Source organism: Myroides sp. (assembly GCF_032073645.1).
GTDB classification, from domain to species: domain Bacteria; phylum Bacteroidota; class Bacteroidia; order Flavobacteriales; family Flavobacteriaceae; genus Flavobacterium; species Flavobacterium odoratimimum.
This window is the reverse complement of the sequence record NZ_DAMANB010000012.1, coordinates 33164-52594: the sequence shown is the minus strand read 5'-3', so window position 1 is coordinate 52594 and position 19431 is coordinate 33164. Positions and strand designations below refer to the sequence as shown.

Here is a 19431-nt window from a genome sequence, read left to right as displayed (position 1 = left end):
CAACAAATCTAAAGCTATGATTAATCAATAAACTTAAACAGGTTTAAGAAAATCTCTTCTTCTTTATCTCACTTAAATACTCTGGGCTAAACCCTAAATAAGAAGCCATTAAATACTGAGGAATACGTTGTATAAACTCTGGAAATCTCTCTTCGAAGTGGAAGTACAACTCTTCTCTACTAAACTCGTACAAATACTTCACTCTATATTGAGCAGCAGCATATGCACGTTGAAAAACTTGTCTATAGTACTTCTCCATAATTGGGTGTTTCTCTACTAGTAAAACAAATTGTTCTCTAGTAATCACGATTACTTCTGACTTCTCTACTGCTTGAATATAAAAGTTACTATTCGTATGCTGTTCAAAAGCCATATTATCCGTTAACCACCAATTCTCTATGGCAAAATCCGTAGTCTGTTCTATACCATTATTCTTCATATAATAACTTCTCAAGCACCCTACTTCCACAAAGAATAACTTATCACAAAGCATATCTGCTTCTAAAAGAATCTCTTTCTTTTTGACCTTGATCAGCTCAAAATAAGATAAAATAGAATCTGCTTCAGGTACTGATAAAGTCCCTACGAATTTTTCGATATGTTGTATAAGTTTGTTCATTGAATATAAGTTATAAAACAAAGATACTTACTTCAAGTGTAATTGTTTATAATACGTTATCTTATACTTTGTAAAATCATCTGTTAGTTTACACTCAAAGAAATCAAAAGTATGCACAGCACCTTTTACTTCTAAGACTGTGACTTTTCCTCCATTGCTCTCTACAGAAGTCACATACTCTTTTGCTTCATCTATTAGAGGATCATATTCTGCTAGTACCATTGTCATAGACGGTAGTGATTGGTAGTTCTGCATCTTATTAGGCACTGCATATTCCCTCCACTTATTCTTATCCCCTGACAAATAATGTTTCCACATATAAGTTGCACTTTTCTTAGATTGCATAGGTGCATAAGCATAAGTGTCCATAGAAGGAGTATTCAGCTCATCTGATGTAGGAGGATATAGAATAAAAGCATTGCTTATTGGGATATTATGATGATCTCTATTTAAGTGTAAGAGTGATAACGCTATTGTTCCTCCTGCACTACTTCCCATCACACTGATATTCTGTTTATTTCCTCCTATTGCTTCTATATTGCTATAACACCATTCTAGAGCACTTACACTATCTTCTAAAGCTGCTGGAAAAGGATGTTCTGGAGCTAATCTATAGTCAACAGAAACTATGATAACCTGAGCCTCTCTCATTAGATCTCGCAACTGAAAATCATACTGCTCTGGACTTCCAAAAATAAAAGCTCCTCCATGTAAGAACAAGACTACAGGCAAGGGTTTCTCTATTTCTCTTGGCTTATATATTCTTATTTTAAGAGAAGTATTATATGCTGTAGAAATTACTTGATTATATACACTGATATCATGAGGTATAGTTATAGCTCCCTCCCCTAGCATTAACCGTTCCTCTTCTATGCGTATTTGTTGAGGATTATACTCTAAAAGAGAGTCATAGGGTATCTGAGTCCAAGCGCTTAACGAAAGTGCTATTAATAGTTCTTTATCTATATTCATATCTTAAATGATTACTGTAAAGAACAAAAGTCTTGTCTTTTTACCACATCCTAGAGGACATAGGTCTATAAATTCACTTCCTTGCGTATTCTACTCAAATGCCTTGGGGTAATATTTAAAAATGAAGCTAAGTATATACCAGGTATCTGCTGTATATAGTGAGGATAGTTCTGAAGTAACTTCAGGTACCTATCTTTAGCATCTAGACGTTGGATATCGAAGAGTTTTTCTTCTAATTCCATAAACTGCTCTTCTAATAACTGTTTAAAGAAGTTTGTCCATACTATGCTATCTACACATAGTTTATCTACATCTGCTTTATAGAGGACATATAATTCTGTTTTGCCTATAGACTGTATATTCTCCTTAGATGGTTGTCCTGATATAAAGGAAGTCATCGCTGTCATCATACTTTCGTCGAAGGTGATACAGTATGTACGCTCTTCTCCACTTTCTAATAGAAAATAAGAACGCAAAACCCCCTTTTTTATCCACACTATCTTATCAGCTACCTCTCCTTCGCAGATTAGCATTTCTTTATTTTCTAATACCTGCTCTTGTACTAATAGTGATAATGACTTCCACAAGTCTTGTTCTATCACATTAGACAGTGTACTAAATGACTTCTTTCTCATCAGACAGACTCTTTTATTTCGATGGTTCTAAAGGTAAGATTAATACGTGGAGTATGAACCACTTTTGTAGGAGGTAATCTATGTAGCCAATTTTCTTGTGTAGTCCCTTTCATGACTAATAGACTTCCATTGTCTAAGATAATATCAATCTTAACTCCATTCTCTTTGTGTTTGAAAGCAAATTTACGAACTGCACCAAAGCTCAGAGAAGCTATAGCTCCATGTTTTTTTAAATCCTTCTCTCCATCGCTATGCCACGCCATTCCCTCTTCTCCTGTGTGATATAAATTTAAAAGACATGAATTATAAGTCTCCCCTGTCCTCTCTTCTACTATTTTCTTTAATGCTAATAACTCTTCCGTCCAGAGCAATGCTGTCTTTGTAATATTCGAATAAGTATAACTAAATGGAATGTCGCCATACCAAGCCACCTTTCGCTTAGTAGTTACTTTCTTCCCAAAGATAATAGCTTGATCACATTGCCAATCTACATGAGTCAAAAGTTGATCATAATAGTAGTCACACTGCTCTTTATTAAATACTATCCCATAATAATCAACTTCTCCATCATAAGGAAGAATGTTTGTAAACTCTTGACTATAATCACTAAACAAATCCATAAGCACTGATTTAATGCTACAAGTTTATAGATTATCTAACACAGAATAAAAAAAGTAATGCGATAAATTAAAGCAATATGATACTAACAAAAAAACGGAGTTACTATTTAAAGCAACCCCGTTTTATGATAACACTATATTCTTCTTTACTCCAATGGCTTCATCCCTGCTTCTCTAAAGTACTCTATTTTACTTAAGAACATCGCAGCCATACGCTCTGCTCGCCACTTCGCTTCATCAGCTATTTTTCCTTCATATAGTTCATCCACCGTACCATTAAAGATTCTCTTCCATTCTTCAAAATGCTCGCCTTCTACAGGTAGCTGTGCATGAGGAGGAAAAGGTTTTCCTCTATATGTATACTCTTCTAATAGAATAGTTTGCCAGAAGGCGTACATTTTCTCTAAATGCTCAGGCCATCTCCCCTCTAGTTTACTATTAAAAATAGGACCGATAAACTCATTCTCCTGTACTCTTCCATAAAAGGTATCTACTAATACCTTAATATCTTCTATGTTTTCTATATCTTTTCTCATTACAAATTATTATTTTTACACACTATCTGTTTACAAACAAATACTAAACTTCACTGCTATGATTTCAATATCCATTTTAGGTTCTGGTAAAGTTGCTCGACACTTGATACTAAACTTTTTAGAACACGACAATATTTGTTTACAACAAGTGTATGCACGAACTCCTAACAAAGTTAAGGACTTAGTCTCTCAGAATCAAATTATTTCAGATATCAATGAGCTAAAACCTGCAGATATTTTTATCATTGCAGTTAGTGATGATGCTATAGAAGAAGTATCCTCTATCATCCCTTTAAAAGATGCCTTTGTGGTTCATACTTCTGGGACAATGCCGATGAACTCTATTGCTACCACAAGTAGAAAAGGAGTCTTCTATATGCTACAGACTTTCTCTATCGATAAGGAGGTTGATTTCAGCCTTATCCCTTATTGTATCGAAGCTAGTAACAAACAAGATTTTGAACTTTTAGAAAAGTTAGCTTTATCTTTTTCTGAAAGAGTGTATAAAATCTCTACTGACCAGAGACAGTCTATACACCTAGCAGCAGTATTTGTAAACAACTTCACCAATCATCTTTTTAAACTAGGTGAAGATATTTGTAAAGAGAATATGGTGCCCTTTGACATTCTAAAGCCTCTAATTCTAGAGACTGCTACTAAGGTCCAGACTTTATCTCCTAGAGAAGCCCAGACAGGACCTGCTGCACGTAATGATCAAGGAACTATAGACCGTCATCTAGAAGCGCTAAATGACCCAATAAAAAAAGAAATATATCAACTTATAACTAATTCAATACAAAATAACTAATGTCTAAACATTTTAAAGAAATAATGAATGACATCACTACATTCATATTTGATGTAGATGGTGTATTAACAGATGGTACTGTACACGTAACGCAAGAAGGAAATTTACTAAGAGATATGTACATTAGAGATGGATATGCGATGAAAGCCGCTATCGAAAACGGATACAATGTATGTATTATCTCAGGAGGTAGTAATGAAGGTGTACGTACTAGATTTGCTAATCTTGGAGTGAAAGACATCTACTTAGGAGTACCTGATAAAGTAAAAGTATTTAAAGAGTATATAGCAGCTAATAACATCAATCCTGATACTGTATTATACATGGGAGATGATATACCTGACTATCATATCATGCAAGAAGTAGCACTACCTACTGCTCCACAGGACGCTGCACCAGAAATAAAAAGAATCTCTAAGTATATCTCTCATCTTAACGGTGGTAGAGGGGCTGTGAGAGATGTGATCGAACAAGTCATGAAAACACAACAAAAGTGGTTTCAACACTTTAACGCTAAATTTGACTAATAAAAACTATGCTTAATAAGCTATTTAAGGATTATAATATCGTACTAGGATCTAATTCTCCTAGACGTAAACAATATTTAACAGACTTAGGATTCACCTTTACAGTCCGAGCTTCGGATATAGATGAGTCTTATCCTGAAGAACTAGTAAGAGAACAAATCACTGACTATATCGCTAAAGCAAAGGCTGATGCTATAGAAATACTACACGATAACGAAATCATCATCACCAGTGATACTACAGTATGGAATAATGATACCTCACTAGGCAAACCTGAAAGTAGAGATGAAGCCTATACCATGCTGAAGAGCTTATGTGGTCATGAGCATGAAGTAATCAGTTCTGTATGTTTAAAGAGCAAGGAGAGCGTAAGTGTATTCCACTGTATTACTAAAGTGAGTTTCTCTGACCTATCTGATGAAGCCCTTTATTTCTATATAGACCAATACAAACCTTATGATAAGGCTGGGGCTTATGGTATACAAGAATGGATAGGATTAGTAGGCATAGATAAAATAGATGGTTCTTATACTAATATAGTAGGCTTACCTACTAAAGAGCTTGTTGAAGAATTACTAAAATTCATTAAAAAATAAATATGCTAAAAGAATATTACACAGAGATCATAGCGACTGTAATTACATTAGTTCTATATATTCCTTGTAGAAAGTTAATAGGATATATCATCCGATCATTCTCTACTAAAGAACAGCGTAAAGATAGCCGAGTACTACTGATCATCAGATTATTTAATACACTTCTATCTGTTATTTTTCTAATTCTCATACTAACGATTTGGGGAGTTCAGCCGGAGAATTTCATGGTTACACTTACGTCTGTATTTACAGTAATAGGTGTAGCGATGTTCGCTCAGTGGTCTTTATTAAGTAATATCACTGCCGGAATCTTATTATTCTTCTCATTTCCATTTAGAATAGGAGATACCATCAGATTACAAGACAAAGATTTTCCTATAGAAGCTAAGATCATTGATATCAAGGCATTCTGTACTATATTACTCACTACAGAGAATGAGAAAATCTCTTATCCAAACAGTTTATTATTACAAAAGGGAATCGTTATAGTCAATAAAAAAGAGGATATAGACAATCCTACAATATAATAGTGGCACAAATTTTGTATTTACCATTTCGGTTTAAATAGTCAAATGGTAGTAGAAGAAAGGCTAGTTAACCTATTTATAGGTTTTACTAGTCTTTTTTTTATAAAGTCAAAACTAATCAATAAAACTACTTCAGAACACAAACACTTATCTATACTGTACTCTTTATAGAAGATCATAGATTCTATTCTAGCTATATAAAGAACAGTACCACGAGATCATTTGCAGTTTATACCTCCTTAATTTCGTTGAAATGAATGCAATTGATTGGAGTATTTTTATACTAATTTTATTTATTGTTATCACCATTAAGCACTTTAAACTTAATAAAGCAGATAACAACTCTATTTACGAAAAGTCAACACTACACTATGGTTTCAAGATTATAGCGGTACAATCTTTTATATACACTTTTATCTCTCTTCCAGGACAAGCTTATTCACAAGGAATGACATTCCTACAGCTGTATCTAGGTATTCCCTTAGCCGTATTTATCGTTATATTCTTAATTATCCCAAAATACAAAAAACACAATACTAAAAGCGCATTTGAGTACATCAAGACGAAGTCTAATAAAAGAGTCTACTACTTAACCAGCATTATTTATCTAATCCTAAGATTACTTGTTCTTACTATTACATTCTATGCTACGGCTATGATACTCTCTATTTTATTAAAAATAGATTTCAAAATCTTACTCTTAATCATAAGTGCAATTTTTATCGTTCTAAACATTCTTTTTAAAAACAAAACCAATTTATTCCCTAGACGAAACCAGTTATTATACGCCATTATAATAACGACTATCATCTTTCTGACCATATTATATAAACTACCAGAAGGTATGTATCTAGAAGATACATTAAGCTTCACCGCCTCTTTTGATAAACTTACCGTGATCGATAGCGATCTTGCTTTAAAAGATAATTTTGACTTGCTTAAATGTTTAGTAAATGGTACTATACTATTCGTCGCCCTATTATCTATAGATACAAAGATTCTACAGATATATAGACAGAGTAAATACTCTGATAAGACTAAGGATGGATTGATTATCAATGGGCTATTCAATGTCCCATTTCATTTCTTTATTCTATTGACAGGGTGTGTGTTATTTACATTTTATCAGTTTAACGATGCCCCGCTACACTACAACCCTCATAATGTACACACAGTATATCAATCTGAATATGCAGAACAATACGACCATATCAAACAAGAGTATCAAAAAATATTGAACTTAAAGAAAGAAGCTAGCTTCTTATACAGTGGGCAAATCTATCAGAACTACAGTAATCAAATACTAAAAGATCAAATACTAAGCTTAACAGAAAATGCAAATAAACTTCAACTAGAAGCAAAAAAATTAATTAAAAAGGCGAATCATAATGTAGAAGTGAATGATTCTGACTTTATACTTCTTCACTTTATCAACTTTCATGTACCCACAGGGATAGCAGGTGTTATCATGGCTTTATTTTTTATCTGTTTACTTTCGATAGGATTTCACGAAATAAATTGGCTATCAAAAAAAACAAAAAAACTGTTATCTCAGACCAAGTCAAGTGCTCTGCCTCATCCAGACAGCAAAAGATATCATGATATCATTACTCTTATTATTATTATCCTTGCTCTGATTATAGTATATAATATTCCCGTATTTTTAAATCTTATCCAAATACTATGGGCGTACTCTTCTCTGTTTTCAGGAACTCTACTTGGTATTTTACTAGTGACCATGTACTTTAAAAACAATAATAAAGCTTTGTTTTACACCATTTTACTAACTCAAATCACTATTATTACCCTATACATCACTACTCCTATTCATTATCTATGGTATAACACTATTGGGCTAGCTACTATCCTTATACTAGTACCTATCTCTAACCTAATTAGTAAACTATTTTCTAATCATAATAGATCTAATATTTTATCTTAGTATTAGATTAACCACACTTAGTTTCTAACGCATATCATCCAAAGATTCGGATTAGCACTCTATTGCACTGAAGCACGTATGATGCTCTAGTCTCATTTTGTATAAAAGCTATATGATAATGCTATAGGTCTATATTGTGTCCGTTATTTTACTTGATTTAACGGACTCACTACAGACTCATAACGGACTCACTACGGACTCAAATCAAGTGAGACAAGAATAAGAATGCTCTCAGAGTACAATAAATTACTTACTTACCTGGCTTTAAAAAATGTACTGATGTATGAGTAGCTATATTATTACCAATGCATTGTTATCTCCTTAGCTCTTTGTAATATAGGTTCTTCTACTCTTTCACTTTTATAACCACCTATTATTTAACAATATAATCAATAAAAAAAAGTATATACTACATCATGATATGTACTATACACTTTATATTCTTTCTTTAGTTATTTATTCTAAGAAAGCAAGCTTACACATTCGCAAATGGCAAACTCCACTTATACTTCACAGCTAATACTCTAATCAGAATAATAATACCTGCTGTACCTACGTATAAGATATCCTTACTCAGCTCAAAATAATTTAGTAAATAATAAACCAAACCTCCAAGGATACATGCTGTGGCATAGATCTCTTGTTTAAAAATAAGTGGAATCTTATTCGCTAAAATATCGCGAATAACCCCTCCAAAACAAGCAGTAATCGTACCTAAGGTAACACAGATAATCGGGTGTAAGCCTACTGTCATCCCTTTTTCTATACCGATTAGTGTGAACACAGCGATACCTATGGTATCAAATAGGAAAAGAGAATAACGCAAGAAGTTAAACTTCTTATAGAACACAATAGCCATAGCTACCCCTAATAAGGTTACATAAAAATAACTAAGATTAGTAAGCCACATCACAGGTGTCCATCCGATCATCATATCTCTGATAGTCCCTCCTCCAATAGCTGTCGCGAATGCTAAAATAGTCATCCCAAACAGATCTAACCTTCTTTCACGCCCTGCTAATGCTCCCGAAATTGCAAAAGCTAATGTTCCGAGCAAATCTAAAATATCGAAAAAATTAAACATTAAATAGTATAAAAATAATGCGCTAAACCTTAGCTGTTAAATAATTGTAGTCTTTTAATACCGTTTCTATAAACTCCTGATCAGAGAGTGTCTTCAGCTCACCTATACCTAGTACGCTCTTAAGTTTAACGACTAGCTTCTGTAATAACTCGTGATCTCTATTTGCTTTAAAAGTAGTTAAAGCTTCTTTTATAATATAAACATCTTTATCTGTCAAACTTAACACCTGCGCAAATAATGGGGTGTACTCCTCCTCTACTTCCTGAAAAATAGTGGATGACAAAAGTAATCTTTCTTTAACAGATATCACTGCTGTACCTGCTAAAATATCACCTAATCGCTGACTCTTATCTGTACATATAATTGTAATCAAACCAACTGCTGCTGAACCTATCCAAAAATCTACTAATCTCATTACCCAACGGCTAGCATAGTCTACCACAGAAGCTTCATAGCCATCTATCTTAATTACCTTAATCCTCATAATCTTCTTACCAGGAGTAGCTCCCTGCATAATCGTCTCAAAAAATAGAGTATAAAACAAAGCAGGAGAAGCGATGAGAATCATAACCGCAATTTTAGACCAATCATCTATAAAAGCATTAACTATTCTTAGTTGACTTACAATATAAAAAATCAGAATCAAATACAATCCCTTAAAAATAAGATCTAAAATAGAAGCAATCATTCTTTCACCAATAGATGCAGTTTTAAATTCTATTTTGATATTTTGTGTTGTATTTATTGTTAAATTAGCCATAAATTATCTGCTTTTAAATGAGAGAAGTCGCTTTTATCAAATATAATAAAGAAAAATGGATTGAATATGAACATACAATATATTCTAACTCAATTCATAAACCTGATTACTTAGCCGATATGTACATTCAGTTAATGAATGACTTATCCTATGCACAAACTTATTATCCCAAGAGTAAAGTTACACAATATCTCAATATTTTAGCAGCGCAAACTTATCAAAAAATTTACAAAACAAAACGTATTGAGGAAAATAGACTTGTTTATTTCTTTAAAACAGAAGTACCTCTAGTTGTGCATGAAAATCGTAATTATCTTTACTTTTCTGTACTAACCTTTCTGATTATTGTAGGTATTGGTTTTGTTTCTGCTCATTATGATTTAGAGTTTATTCGTTTAATATTAGGAGATCATTATGTTAATCTAACGTTAGATAATATACAGAATGATGACGCGATGGGTATCTATAAATCTGGTAGTAACTGGGGAAGCTTTGTAGGTATAGCGTTTAACAATCTATATGTATCTCTACAATTTTTTATATACGGAATCTTCGCTGGGTTAGGCACACTATTCTATCTACTCTATAATGGCATTATGCTAGGTGCGTTTCAATATATGTTTATTAGAGAAAATGCTTTTATGGATAGCTTTAGAGGGATATGGTTACATGGAGCTATAGAGATCACAGGGATTATCATTGAGGCATTTGCAGGCTTTGTATTTGGAGGAAGTCTTCTATTTCCTAAAACCTTCTCGAGAAAGAATTCCTTTATTCGAGGATTTAAGAATGGATTTAAAATATTCTTAGCGATGGTACCATTCGTTATCACAGCTGCTTTTATAGAGGGCTTTATAACACGCTATGCTAAAGAGATGCCTGATGTACTAAACTATATTATTATACTAGGTACATTCTCTATCATTATTTATTACTTCTTCATCTATCCGAGAAGAGTATATTCAAAACTTATTAAATTATAATCTATGTTTGTTGTTTTTAAAAAAAGAGATTTTAGTGACTTAATGAATGATACAATTTCATTCTTTCAAAAAGAAGGAAAACCATTCTTCAAAAATTACTTTACCCTATGTGGTATCCTATTACTAGTCTTATTTGTATGTACTTACTTTTTATTTGATATGGTATTTTCTGGGTCTAGCTCTGCAAATAACTCATCATTAGATACATTTATAGACAATAATGTTGGTCTTTTCTTCTTAGTAGTCTTAGTAGCGGCGGTTGTTACTATTCTTATAAGTATTATCGCTATGTCATATCCTGTATACTATCTAAAGGCGATGGTAGAACACCCTAAGGATTATCAAGATATAAAGCATATTACTAATCCTCTAAAAAAGGATATTTGGAGATTACTTGGCTTCGCACTTGCTTCTTTTTTCACTATATTTCCCTTAATTATAATTGCTTTCTCTATCGCGGCTGTTTTAATATTTTTATTAATAGGGATTCCCCTTTTACTGATTATGATGCCTGCTATTGCTTCATGGATAAACTTAGCTTATTATGAATATGTGACCAATAGAAGTGGAATCTTTGAATCATATCAAACAGCTTACTATATGCTGAAAAGTAAATTCTGGATTATCGTAGGGAACACTTTCTTAGTATATCTAGTAATACAAATCGTTACTACTATGGTAAATATTATCCCTCAAATCATGTTCTATGGAGGTACAATATTCAGTGAAAAAAGTTCTTATGATCTAGAAGACACACAAGGTTTTAAACTAATGTTCATCGGTATCGTTATCTTAAGTACACTAGTATCTTTCGTAATGAATAATATTATGTTGATTAATCAAGGATTAGTTTACTACAGCATCAGAGAACAAAAAGAAAATACACAGTCTCATGCAGACATTGATATGATTGGAAAAAACTAATGAAGAGATTCTTATTTATACTATTATTTTTATCATTTGCTACTCCTCATTTTGGGCAGGTAGAGCAGGATACTATTGTATCTGATGTAGAATCTTCACAAGATGAAGAAGACATCTCTGCGACTGCTCATGAAGCTGGAGTTATCAAGGCTAAGCCTGTCAATGTACTTCCATACTTAGAGGAGACGAGTACAGATATAGTACTTACTAAATTTGAGACAGATTATAAAAAGAAATACAAGAAAGATCCTGACTTCGATTATAAAGAAGAACTTAACAAAGACTCTATCTGGAAGCGCTTTAAGCGATGGTTAAATCAGCAATTAACTGACTTCTTTAGACAATTTGATATTGACTATGAAACAAGTAGCCGTTTACAAGTTTTTTATAGAATAGCAGGAACACTAGTTATCTTTCTTTTAATTTATTATATCGTAAGAGCTGTTATTCAGAAAGATGCCTATTGGCTATTCAAGAAGAGCGCTAAAAAGATGGAGATACAGGTCGATGAAATTGAGTTAAACCTTAAAGTTGTGGACTTCCCTTCTCTAATAAGCAAGACCATTGCGGAACAACAATACCGTCTAAGTATTCGTTACTACTACCTATGGCTTCTACAGAGATTACAAGAAAAAGAGGAGATCGAATGGCATATCGAAAAAACGAACTCTGACTATCAAAACGAAATAAAAGATAGCAAACTAAAAGAGGATTTTAGGTATCTTTCTTATCTATATAACAATATATGGTATGGAGAATTTGAAATAGAAGAATCTGAGTTTAACCGTGCAAAACAGTCATTTGACACTATACTAAAACAAAGCTAAAATGAGTAAATCAACAAAAACAATGTTGTTCCTTTTTATCGTGATTATGGGCTTTGTTTATTTTATAGAGTCTAATAAAGTAGATCCGATAGATTGGCGCGAAACCTTAGATAATACACATAAGATTCCCTTTGGGACATATATACTAGATCAGGAAATAGACAAAGTGTTTCCTAATGATAGTATAATCAGAATCACTGGAAATGTCTATGACTTCTTTAAAGATAAAAAGTATGATAGTATACACACTAACACACTGTTCTCTTTAAAGAACTATGGGTATATAGACTCTTTCGCTAGAGTCAACCTACATCACTATATAGCAAAGGGAAACACTGCTGTTATCTTTCAAGATAATATAGATGGGTTAATCGAAGGTATAGAGACAGACTATCTACAGTATACATTACAAGAGGAATTATTAGATCAAGATAAGGTGTCAGTAACATTAGCTAATCCGAATATTTCTACTTATTCGTTTCAGTTAAAAGACTTAAATACGAACTACTTCGATATTCCAGATTCTCTACGTACAAAGGTAGAGGTGCTAGGATACTTAAAGTATAAAGGAGTCAAATATCCTAACCTTATCCGCTATAAAGAGGGATCAGGTCAACTTATATTAGGACTTCAGCCTATTGCATTTACAAACTATAATTTGTTAGAAAGTAATAATCACCTTTATGTTCAGGGTGTATTATCTTACTTACCTCAACAGAACACCTACTTCACTGTATCTAGATTACCAGGAGATAATGAGTACCACTCTACTTCTATTCTTAGATTTGTGTTTAAACATCCTGCCTTGACATGGGCGTGGTATTTCTTCCTTGGAACGTTGTTTGTGTTTATCATTTTCACAGCAAAAAGAAAGCAGAGAGTAATACCGATTATCACACCGCTGTCTAACACTACTGTTGAATTTACCAAAATAGTGTCTAATCTTTATATTCAAAATAAAGACTATGAAGACTTGATTAATAAACACATTATATACACCTTAGAAAAAATAAGACGTGTACATTGGCTAGATACCACTAAACTAGATGAAGTATTTATCAATAACCTGCATACCAAAACCAAAAAAGACAAAGAAGATATCATCAAATTTGTCAGGTTTATAGAGCAGTTTAAAGCTGCCCCACACCATGCATCAGAAGAAATGCTAATCGAATTAAACAAAATAATTGAGAAAATCATTGATTAAAGATATACTATGGAAAATACAGTAACCCCAGAAGAAAACTTACATTTCGAATCTAGACTAGATTTGAGTTTGTTACAAGAGAAGGTAAAAGGAATCAAAAGTGAGATACAGAAAGTAATCGTTGGTCAAGATAAAACGATAGATCAAATCATTGTATCTCTATTAGCTAATGGGCATATTCTATTAGAAGGTGTACCGGGAGTAGCCAAAACACTTTCTGCTAAATTATTAGCTCAGACTATCGATATGGGCTTTAGCCGTATTCAGTTTACACCAGATTTAATGCCTTCTGATATATTAGGTACCTCAATTTTCAATATGCAAAAAAGTGAATTTGAGTTTAAAAAAGGCCCAATATTCTCTAATCTTATCTTAATCGATGAGATAAACCGTGCTCCTGCCAAAACTCAGGCTGCGCTATTTGAAGTAATGGAAGAACGCCAAATCACAATAGATGGACATTCTTATAAAATGAATGAGCCATTTATAGTAATAGCTACTCAAAACCCTATTGAACAAGAAGGTACTTATAGATTACCTGAAGCGCAATTAGACCGTTTCTTATTTAAGATTAATATAGACTATCCTTCATTAGAAGAAGAAATCGCTATCGTTCAAAGAGAACATGAATTATTAGATAAAAAGAAAACTACGATGATTAATAAAGTAGTTACTCCTAATGAGATCATTTCTTTCCAAAAGCTAATCAAAGAAATTATCGTTGAAGAGAAGATCATTGAATACATTGCTAAGATTGTTGCTGATACTCGTATTAATCCATTGTTATACCTAGGAGCTTCTCCTCGTGCCTCTATTGCCATCCTGAATGCCGCAAAAGGATTCGCTGCTATTAACAACAGAGACTTTGTAACACCTGAGGATATTAAAGAAGCTGCTATACCAGTACTAAAGCACCGTATAATAGTATCTCCTGAAAGAGAGATGGAGGGGGTGACAGCCAATGATATTATTAATCAAATCATCGAATCAATAGATATTCCTAGATAATAAAAACAATACTTATGTTTAAATTATTCAAGCAACTTTATTTACAAAAACGAGTGTATATGGTCTTAGGGACTATTATAGCTCTATTTGTACTTGCCTTTATATTTCCAATACTGTATAAAGTTGTTTGGGGGTTATTTGTATTATTTTTTGCTATCATATTGGTAGATATCACCCTGTTATTCAACAAGAAGAATAAAGTAGATGCTGTGCGTATCTTACCCGAAAAGCTATCTAATGGTGATGATAATACCATCTATATCTCCATAGAGAATAAATATAATATCACAGTACAATGCGATATTATAGATGAGATCCCTTTTCAATTTCAGAAAAGAGATTTTGAAATCACTAAAACCTTGGCTCCTAAGGAACAAAAAACTCTTAGCTATACCTTAAGACCTACGACTAGAGGAGAGTATGTCTTCGGAAAGTTAAACGTATATATATCTAGTCCTCTTAAATTAGTATCTAGAAGATTTGTTTTTTGTGATGACAATACCTTAGCTACCTACCCTTCTTTCATTCAGATGAAGAAATATGATTTGATTGCTTTTTCTAAAAACAAGTACGCTTTTGGAATGAAGAAAATCAGAAAGATTGGTACTACTACTGAGTTTGAACAAATAAAGGAATATGTATTAGGAGATGATATACGCAATATTAACTGGAAAGCAACGGCTAAATCTAGTCAATTAATGGTCAACCAATTTCAGGATGAGAATACAGAGTCTGTTTATAATATTATCGATAGAGGGCGTGTGATGCAGATGCCTTTTAATGGTTTATCTTTACTAGATTATGCGATTAACTCTACCCTAGCCTTATCTAATGTTATTCTTAAGAAAAATGACAAAGTAGGATTAATGACTTTCTCAGAGAATATCACAAACCAACTCCCTGCTGAAAGTAAAATAAGTCAATTGCAAAAAGTCATGGAACAATTATACAGAGTCAATACTAACTTTGTAGAAAGTGACTTCGGAAAACTATATGCGCATATTAGACATAAGATTACACATCGTAGCTTGATTATTCTTTACACTAATTTTGAATCCTTATCTAGCTTAAAAAGACAGTTACCTTACCTAAGAGCTATTGCAAAAAATCACGTTCTATTAGTCGTTTTCTTTGAGAATACAGAGTTAACTAAACTGACTGAAAAAAAGGCTAAAAACACAGATGATATTTTTGACAAAGTAATTGCAGAAAAATTTAACTTTGAAAAGCGTTTAATAGTAAATGAATTAACCAAATATGGTATTCAATCTATACTAACTGCTCCAGAAGAATTATCCATAAACACGATTAATAAATACCTGCAAATCAAAGCTAAGGGTACCTTATAATATGATGATTAAAAAAATAGAAAGCTCACAAAACACCTTGATTAAAAGCATTGTTCAACTTCAAGAAAAATCTAGAAATAGGAAACAATCGGGTACATTTGTTATTGAAGGGCTTCGAGAAATAGAATTAGCAACTAAAGGAGGATATTCATTAAAGACTCTTTTATTCTATCCTGACCTTGTGTCTGAGACCTCTCTACGACCTTTTATTTCAAGAGAAACAGAGCTAATAGAAATATCTAAAGATGTATATCAGAAACTAGCTTATAGAGATACAACTGAAGGGGTAATAGCTATCGCACATACAAAATCATTAGACCTAGAGGATCTAAAGCTTTCTGAGAACCCTATAATCTTAGTAGCTGAAGCTACAGAGAAACCCGGAAACATAGGTGCCATACTTAGAACTGCTGATGCGGCTAATATAGATGCTGTCATCATCGCTAACCCTAAAAGTGATATCTATAATCCTAATGTAGTGCGTTCTAGTGTAGGATGTGTTTTTACAAATCAGATAGCCATGGCTTCTACTACGGATGCTATTGCCTTTCTAAAAAAACACAACATCAATATCTACTGTGCCACATTACAAGATTCAACTTCTTATCATACAATAGATTATAAAGAAGCTACTGCATTCGTAGTAGGTACAGAAGCTACTGGACTTACTCAAGAATGGAGAGATGCTAGTACGAAGAATATCATCATACCTATGAGTGGGGTGATAGACTCCATGAATGTATCTGTAGCTGCTTCTATCTTACTGTTTGAAGCAAAACGCCAACGAGATTTTAAATAACAATATATACAGCACCTTATCCAAGGTGCTTTTTTGTTTTATATAGCGGTAAATAGTGACATTGCAATACTATTTTTTATTCTATTTTTGAATACAAAAATAAAGCAACATGGGACATAGACATATCGTAACTAATATAGACTTAACATCACAGGGAGAAGTAGAATATCACTTCGTAGGAGAGTGGAAATATGAAATACCTTTATTCTTCTTTCCCCTATTCTGCATTCCTGTACAGTCTAAAGAGTTAAAAGATTACAGTCTTAAACCTTCTTATCTTCTATACTTCAGAATGAAAGAAGCCATGCCTTTATTTGAACAGTTTCATCAGTGGATACAATCAAATATAGATATACTCGTTCCTAAAGAACATCAACCTAGTTATTTTGAGTCTTATCAAAAGCAACTATATTACTTCAATAATTTAGAGGGAGATAGCTTTGTACTTGATGGTTCTGATGTCTATAATATGAGTGAAGGTAGCCATAAAGCTCTAGCTAAAGAATATTTAGCTACTATAGAGCGATTAGCTGCTGAGTTTAAAGAGCTATTAGATAGTAACGCTTCTATAGAACAATTCAACAACTCTGATATTGCAAGTTACTTCTTTCCTTTTAGTACATTCCAAGAGTATCTTAATAATGATAATGCTAACTATGGATGGGATTGGTTAGAAGTTGCTTTTCAACCAAACTATGACTTTTTACACTTTGAAGAGAACGAGCGTTGGGGAATAAAAAAGCTTGATGGAGAGATTATTCTACCTGCTATTTATGATGGAATTGGGGAGTTTGAAGAAAGTGGATTAGCTTATATTATTTTAAATGATAAATGTGGATTAATAGATAAAACAGGAAAGATTGTCTTAGAGCCTGTTTGGGATTATGTAAGTGATACAGGTGTCACTTATGTGCAAGGTAATACTGATGATCCTGAAAACTATGACACCATAATAACTTGTTCTTTAAAGAAAGAAGAGAAATACGCACTGTATAACCTTACTACCCAATCTTATATTACTGACTTTATCTACGATGAAATAGAGCTACTAAAAGACGATTATTACAATGTTCTACAAGGTGATTTATACGCTGTATTTAATTATAAGGGAGAAGAGTGCATATCGTTTACCTCTACTGCTCCATTCGAATACTACTATCAATATTTCTGTGGAAAACAGAAGAACAAAAACATCATGTATTCTAACGAGTATAGTTTTATAGGTAACTTTGATTTTAGTGATATCACGGATATTGGGACAGGTAATTGCTTATTAGTTCCTTCTATAAATGGCCCAAAAATCAAGAAAATTATTAATGCGCAAGGAGAACTTGTCTTAGATAATGTAAAAACAGCAGAAGGGCTTACAGAGAAGTGTATTAAAGTAATCACTGATGCAGGAATGTCTATCTATGATCTTGAGTTACAACAAAACTTATTTGAACCAATAAAAGGACGTATCGAGAAGTATATCTTAATGGATATTAACCTTAGAATAGGCGAAGTATATGTAAGTTCAGGCAAGAAAAAAGGTATTTATGATTGTAACAGACGGGTATGGACTACTCCATTACAAGTTTGTACAGACTTAAAAAATGTGGCAGATGATTTGTATGCATTAAAAAACAATCAATGGTCATTAATAAGAACAGAAGAAGAAATACCATTAGTAGAAGGATGTAGTTATATAACAATACACCCTCTAAACAAAAGTACCTACCCTGTTATTATTTACAAAGACAATGGTGTATATACTTGGCATGACAATAGTTTGCAACTATTATCTAATACCCAATTAATAGCATTAGCTACTCGAATGCATTACAATCAGGAAGGTGAAGTAGGTTTGTTTAAACCTTCTTTTACAGTACAGTCAAAACAATTTACACTAAGGGATTATAAAGATTTAGAACCTTTTTATATTACTAAGATTAAAGATTATTACTTAGAAAATGACTTTACAGAGTTGTATGAACAATTACTGAGCTTTGCAGAAGAATTAAACAATGATGATCTCTTGCAAGACTTAGGGTACAAATATTTAACTGAAGAAGAACATCTTGATTATCCTAAAGCATTAAAGTTATTTTTAAAGGCTTCTGAGTTGGGTAATCATTATTCTGCTACAAACATTGGTTATATGTATTTTGAAGCCTTAGGAGTAGCTTATGACAGTAAACAAGCTATAAAATATTATAAATTAGGAGCTGAAAGAGGAAATAGTCAAGCTAAGTTAAACTTAGCTTATATTTACTATGAAGGCGCAGAGGGAGTTGAAAGAGATTTTAAAGAAGCACTAAAGTACTTTCTTCCTTTAGACAAAACATGGGGCTTCTATGTGACTAATTATATTGCTGATTGTTATTACCTTCTTGGTGAGTATAAAAAAGCGTTGAAGTATATTAAAAAAGACCTTAAAGAAGAAGATCATTTAGGTTCTTTCTTAATGGGTAAATTCTATAACCTTGGTTATGAAGTTAAACAAGATACGGCTAAAGCCATTGAATACTTTGAACAAGCTGTGGAAAAAGGTTATGTATATGCTACTACTGATTTGTTGTATATTTATGCCTATGATGAGAAGTTTAAAAACAGTGAAAAGTTGGCTTATTACTTAGATATAGCTAAAGAACACGATTTAGATGTTCCTTTAGATCTTAAAAGCAAAAACACATTGAAAAACTTTTTAAGTAAATGGTTTAAATAAT

Annotated in this window: 20 protein-coding genes; 13 read left to right on the top strand and 7 right to left on the bottom strand. The window is 32.6% G+C overall.

Going from position 1 to position 19431, the window contains the following annotated elements; all coding sequences use genetic code 11:
* Positions 1–43 precede the first annotated feature (43 nt).
* The 5 genes from RT228_RS10345 to RT228_RS10325 form a co-directional block, all read right to left on the bottom strand.
* Positions 44–619, bottom strand: coding sequence for a Crp/Fnr family transcriptional regulator (locus RT228_RS10345; protein ID WP_006259414.1), 576 nt, complete (start codon positions 617–619; stop codon positions 44–46).
* A gap of 27 nt (positions 620–646) precedes the next feature.
* Positions 647–1591, bottom strand: a complete 945-nt coding sequence (locus tag RT228_RS10340; RefSeq protein WP_006259415.1) for an alpha/beta hydrolase — start codon at positions 1589–1591, stop codon at positions 647–649.
* A gap of 65 nt (positions 1592–1656) precedes the next feature.
* A complete protein-coding gene (locus tag RT228_RS10335; RefSeq protein ID WP_006259416.1) occupies positions 1657–2226 on the bottom strand; it encodes a Crp/Fnr family transcriptional regulator in 570 nt (189 codons plus the stop codon).
* Complete coding sequence (locus RT228_RS10330) at positions 2226–2846, bottom strand: alpha-ketoglutarate-dependent dioxygenase AlkB family protein (protein ID WP_006259417.1); 621 nt, start codon at positions 2844–2846, stop codon at positions 2226–2228. Before RT228_RS10330 ends, RT228_RS10335 begins: the two co-directional genes overlap by 1 nt.
* A 146-nt stretch (positions 2847–2992) precedes the next feature.
* Positions 2993–3382, bottom strand: coding sequence for a group III truncated hemoglobin (locus tag RT228_RS10325; protein WP_006259418.1), 390 nt, complete (start codon positions 3380–3382; stop codon positions 2993–2995).
* Positions 3383–3440: 58 nt separating this feature from the next.
* Here RT228_RS10325 and RT228_RS10320 point away from each other — a divergent pair, with 58 nt between their 5' ends.
* The 5 genes from RT228_RS10320 to RT228_RS10300 all read left to right on the top strand — a co-directional run bounded on the left by RT228_RS10320 (position 3441) and on the right by RT228_RS10300 (position 7782).
* Positions 3441–4190 carry a Rossmann-like and DUF2520 domain-containing protein gene (locus tag RT228_RS10320; RefSeq protein WP_006259419.1) on the top strand — a complete coding sequence of 250 codons (750 nt, stop codon included), beginning with the start codon at positions 3441–3443 and terminating at the stop codon, positions 4188–4190.
* The gene (locus tag RT228_RS10315; RefSeq protein WP_006259420.1) at positions 4190–4717 is read left to right on the top strand and encodes a KdsC family phosphatase; all 528 of its coding nucleotides are present in this window, start codon (positions 4190–4192) and stop codon (positions 4715–4717) included. The genes RT228_RS10320 and RT228_RS10315 overlap by 1 nt, the downstream gene beginning before the upstream one ends.
* Before the next feature lie 8 nt (positions 4718–4725).
* Complete coding sequence (locus RT228_RS10310; RefSeq protein ID WP_006259421.1) at positions 4726–5313, top strand: Maf family nucleotide pyrophosphatase; 588 nt, start codon at positions 4726–4728, stop codon at positions 5311–5313.
* A 2-nt stretch (positions 5314–5315) separates the two neighbouring features.
* Positions 5316–5840 (top strand): mechanosensitive ion channel domain-containing protein, encoded by a 525-nt coding sequence (locus tag RT228_RS10305; protein ID WP_006259422.1) that lies wholly within the window; start codon positions 5316–5318, stop codon positions 5838–5840.
* A gap of 253 nt (positions 5841–6093) precedes the next feature.
* Positions 6094–7782, top strand: coding sequence for a hypothetical protein (locus tag RT228_RS10300; protein WP_006259423.1), 1689 nt, complete (start codon positions 6094–6096; stop codon positions 7780–7782).
* A gap of 475 nt (positions 7783–8257) precedes the next feature.
* Here the strand turns inward: RT228_RS10300 and RT228_RS10295 are convergent, their stop codons facing one another.
* Positions 8258–8866 (bottom strand): trimeric intracellular cation channel family protein, encoded by a 609-nt coding sequence (locus RT228_RS10295; RefSeq protein ID WP_006259425.1) that lies wholly within the window; start codon positions 8864–8866, stop codon positions 8258–8260.
* A 22-nt stretch (positions 8867–8888) separates the two neighbouring features.
* Positions 8889–9626, bottom strand: a complete 738-nt coding sequence (locus tag RT228_RS10290) for an RDD family protein (RefSeq protein ID WP_006259426.1) — start codon at positions 9624–9626, stop codon at positions 8889–8891.
* Positions 9627–9643: 17 nt separating this feature from the next.
* Here RT228_RS10290 and RT228_RS10285 point away from each other — a divergent pair, with 17 nt between their 5' ends.
* The 8 genes from RT228_RS10285 (at position 9644) to RT228_RS10250 (ending at position 19430) form a co-directional block, all read left to right on the top strand.
* Entirely contained in the window at positions 9644–10609 is a 966-nt protein-coding gene (locus RT228_RS10285) for a stage II sporulation protein M (RefSeq protein ID WP_006259427.1), read from the top strand.
* A gap of 3 nt (positions 10610–10612) precedes the next feature.
* Positions 10613–11533, top strand: a complete 921-nt coding sequence (locus RT228_RS10280; protein WP_006259428.1) for a hypothetical protein — start codon at positions 10613–10615, stop codon at positions 11531–11533.
* Complete coding sequence (locus RT228_RS10275; protein ID WP_006259429.1) at positions 11533–12360, top strand: DUF4129 domain-containing protein; 828 nt, start codon at positions 11533–11535, stop codon at positions 12358–12360. The genes RT228_RS10280 and RT228_RS10275 overlap by 1 nt, the downstream gene beginning before the upstream one ends.
* Position 12361: 1 nt before the next feature.
* A complete protein-coding gene (locus RT228_RS10270) occupies positions 12362–13567 on the top strand; it encodes a hypothetical protein (RefSeq protein ID WP_006259430.1) in 1206 nt (401 codons plus the stop codon).
* Between the two features lie 9 nt (positions 13568–13576).
* Positions 13577–14575, top strand: a complete 999-nt coding sequence (locus RT228_RS10265; RefSeq protein WP_006259431.1) for an AAA family ATPase — start codon at positions 13577–13579, stop codon at positions 14573–14575.
* 14 nt (positions 14576–14589) lie between these two features.
* Entirely contained in the window at positions 14590–15924 is a 1335-nt protein-coding gene (locus RT228_RS10260; protein ID WP_006259432.1) for a DUF58 domain-containing protein, read from the top strand.
* A gap of 4 nt (positions 15925–15928) precedes the next feature.
* Entirely contained in the window at positions 15929–16723 is a 795-nt protein-coding gene (locus RT228_RS10255) for a TrmH family RNA methyltransferase (RefSeq protein ID WP_016361608.1), read from the top strand.
* Positions 16724–16832: 109 nt separating this feature from the next.
* Complete coding sequence (locus RT228_RS10250; protein ID WP_006259434.1) at positions 16833–19430, top strand: SEL1-like repeat protein; 2598 nt, start codon at positions 16833–16835, stop codon at positions 19428–19430.
* Position 19431: the final 1 nt, after the last annotated feature.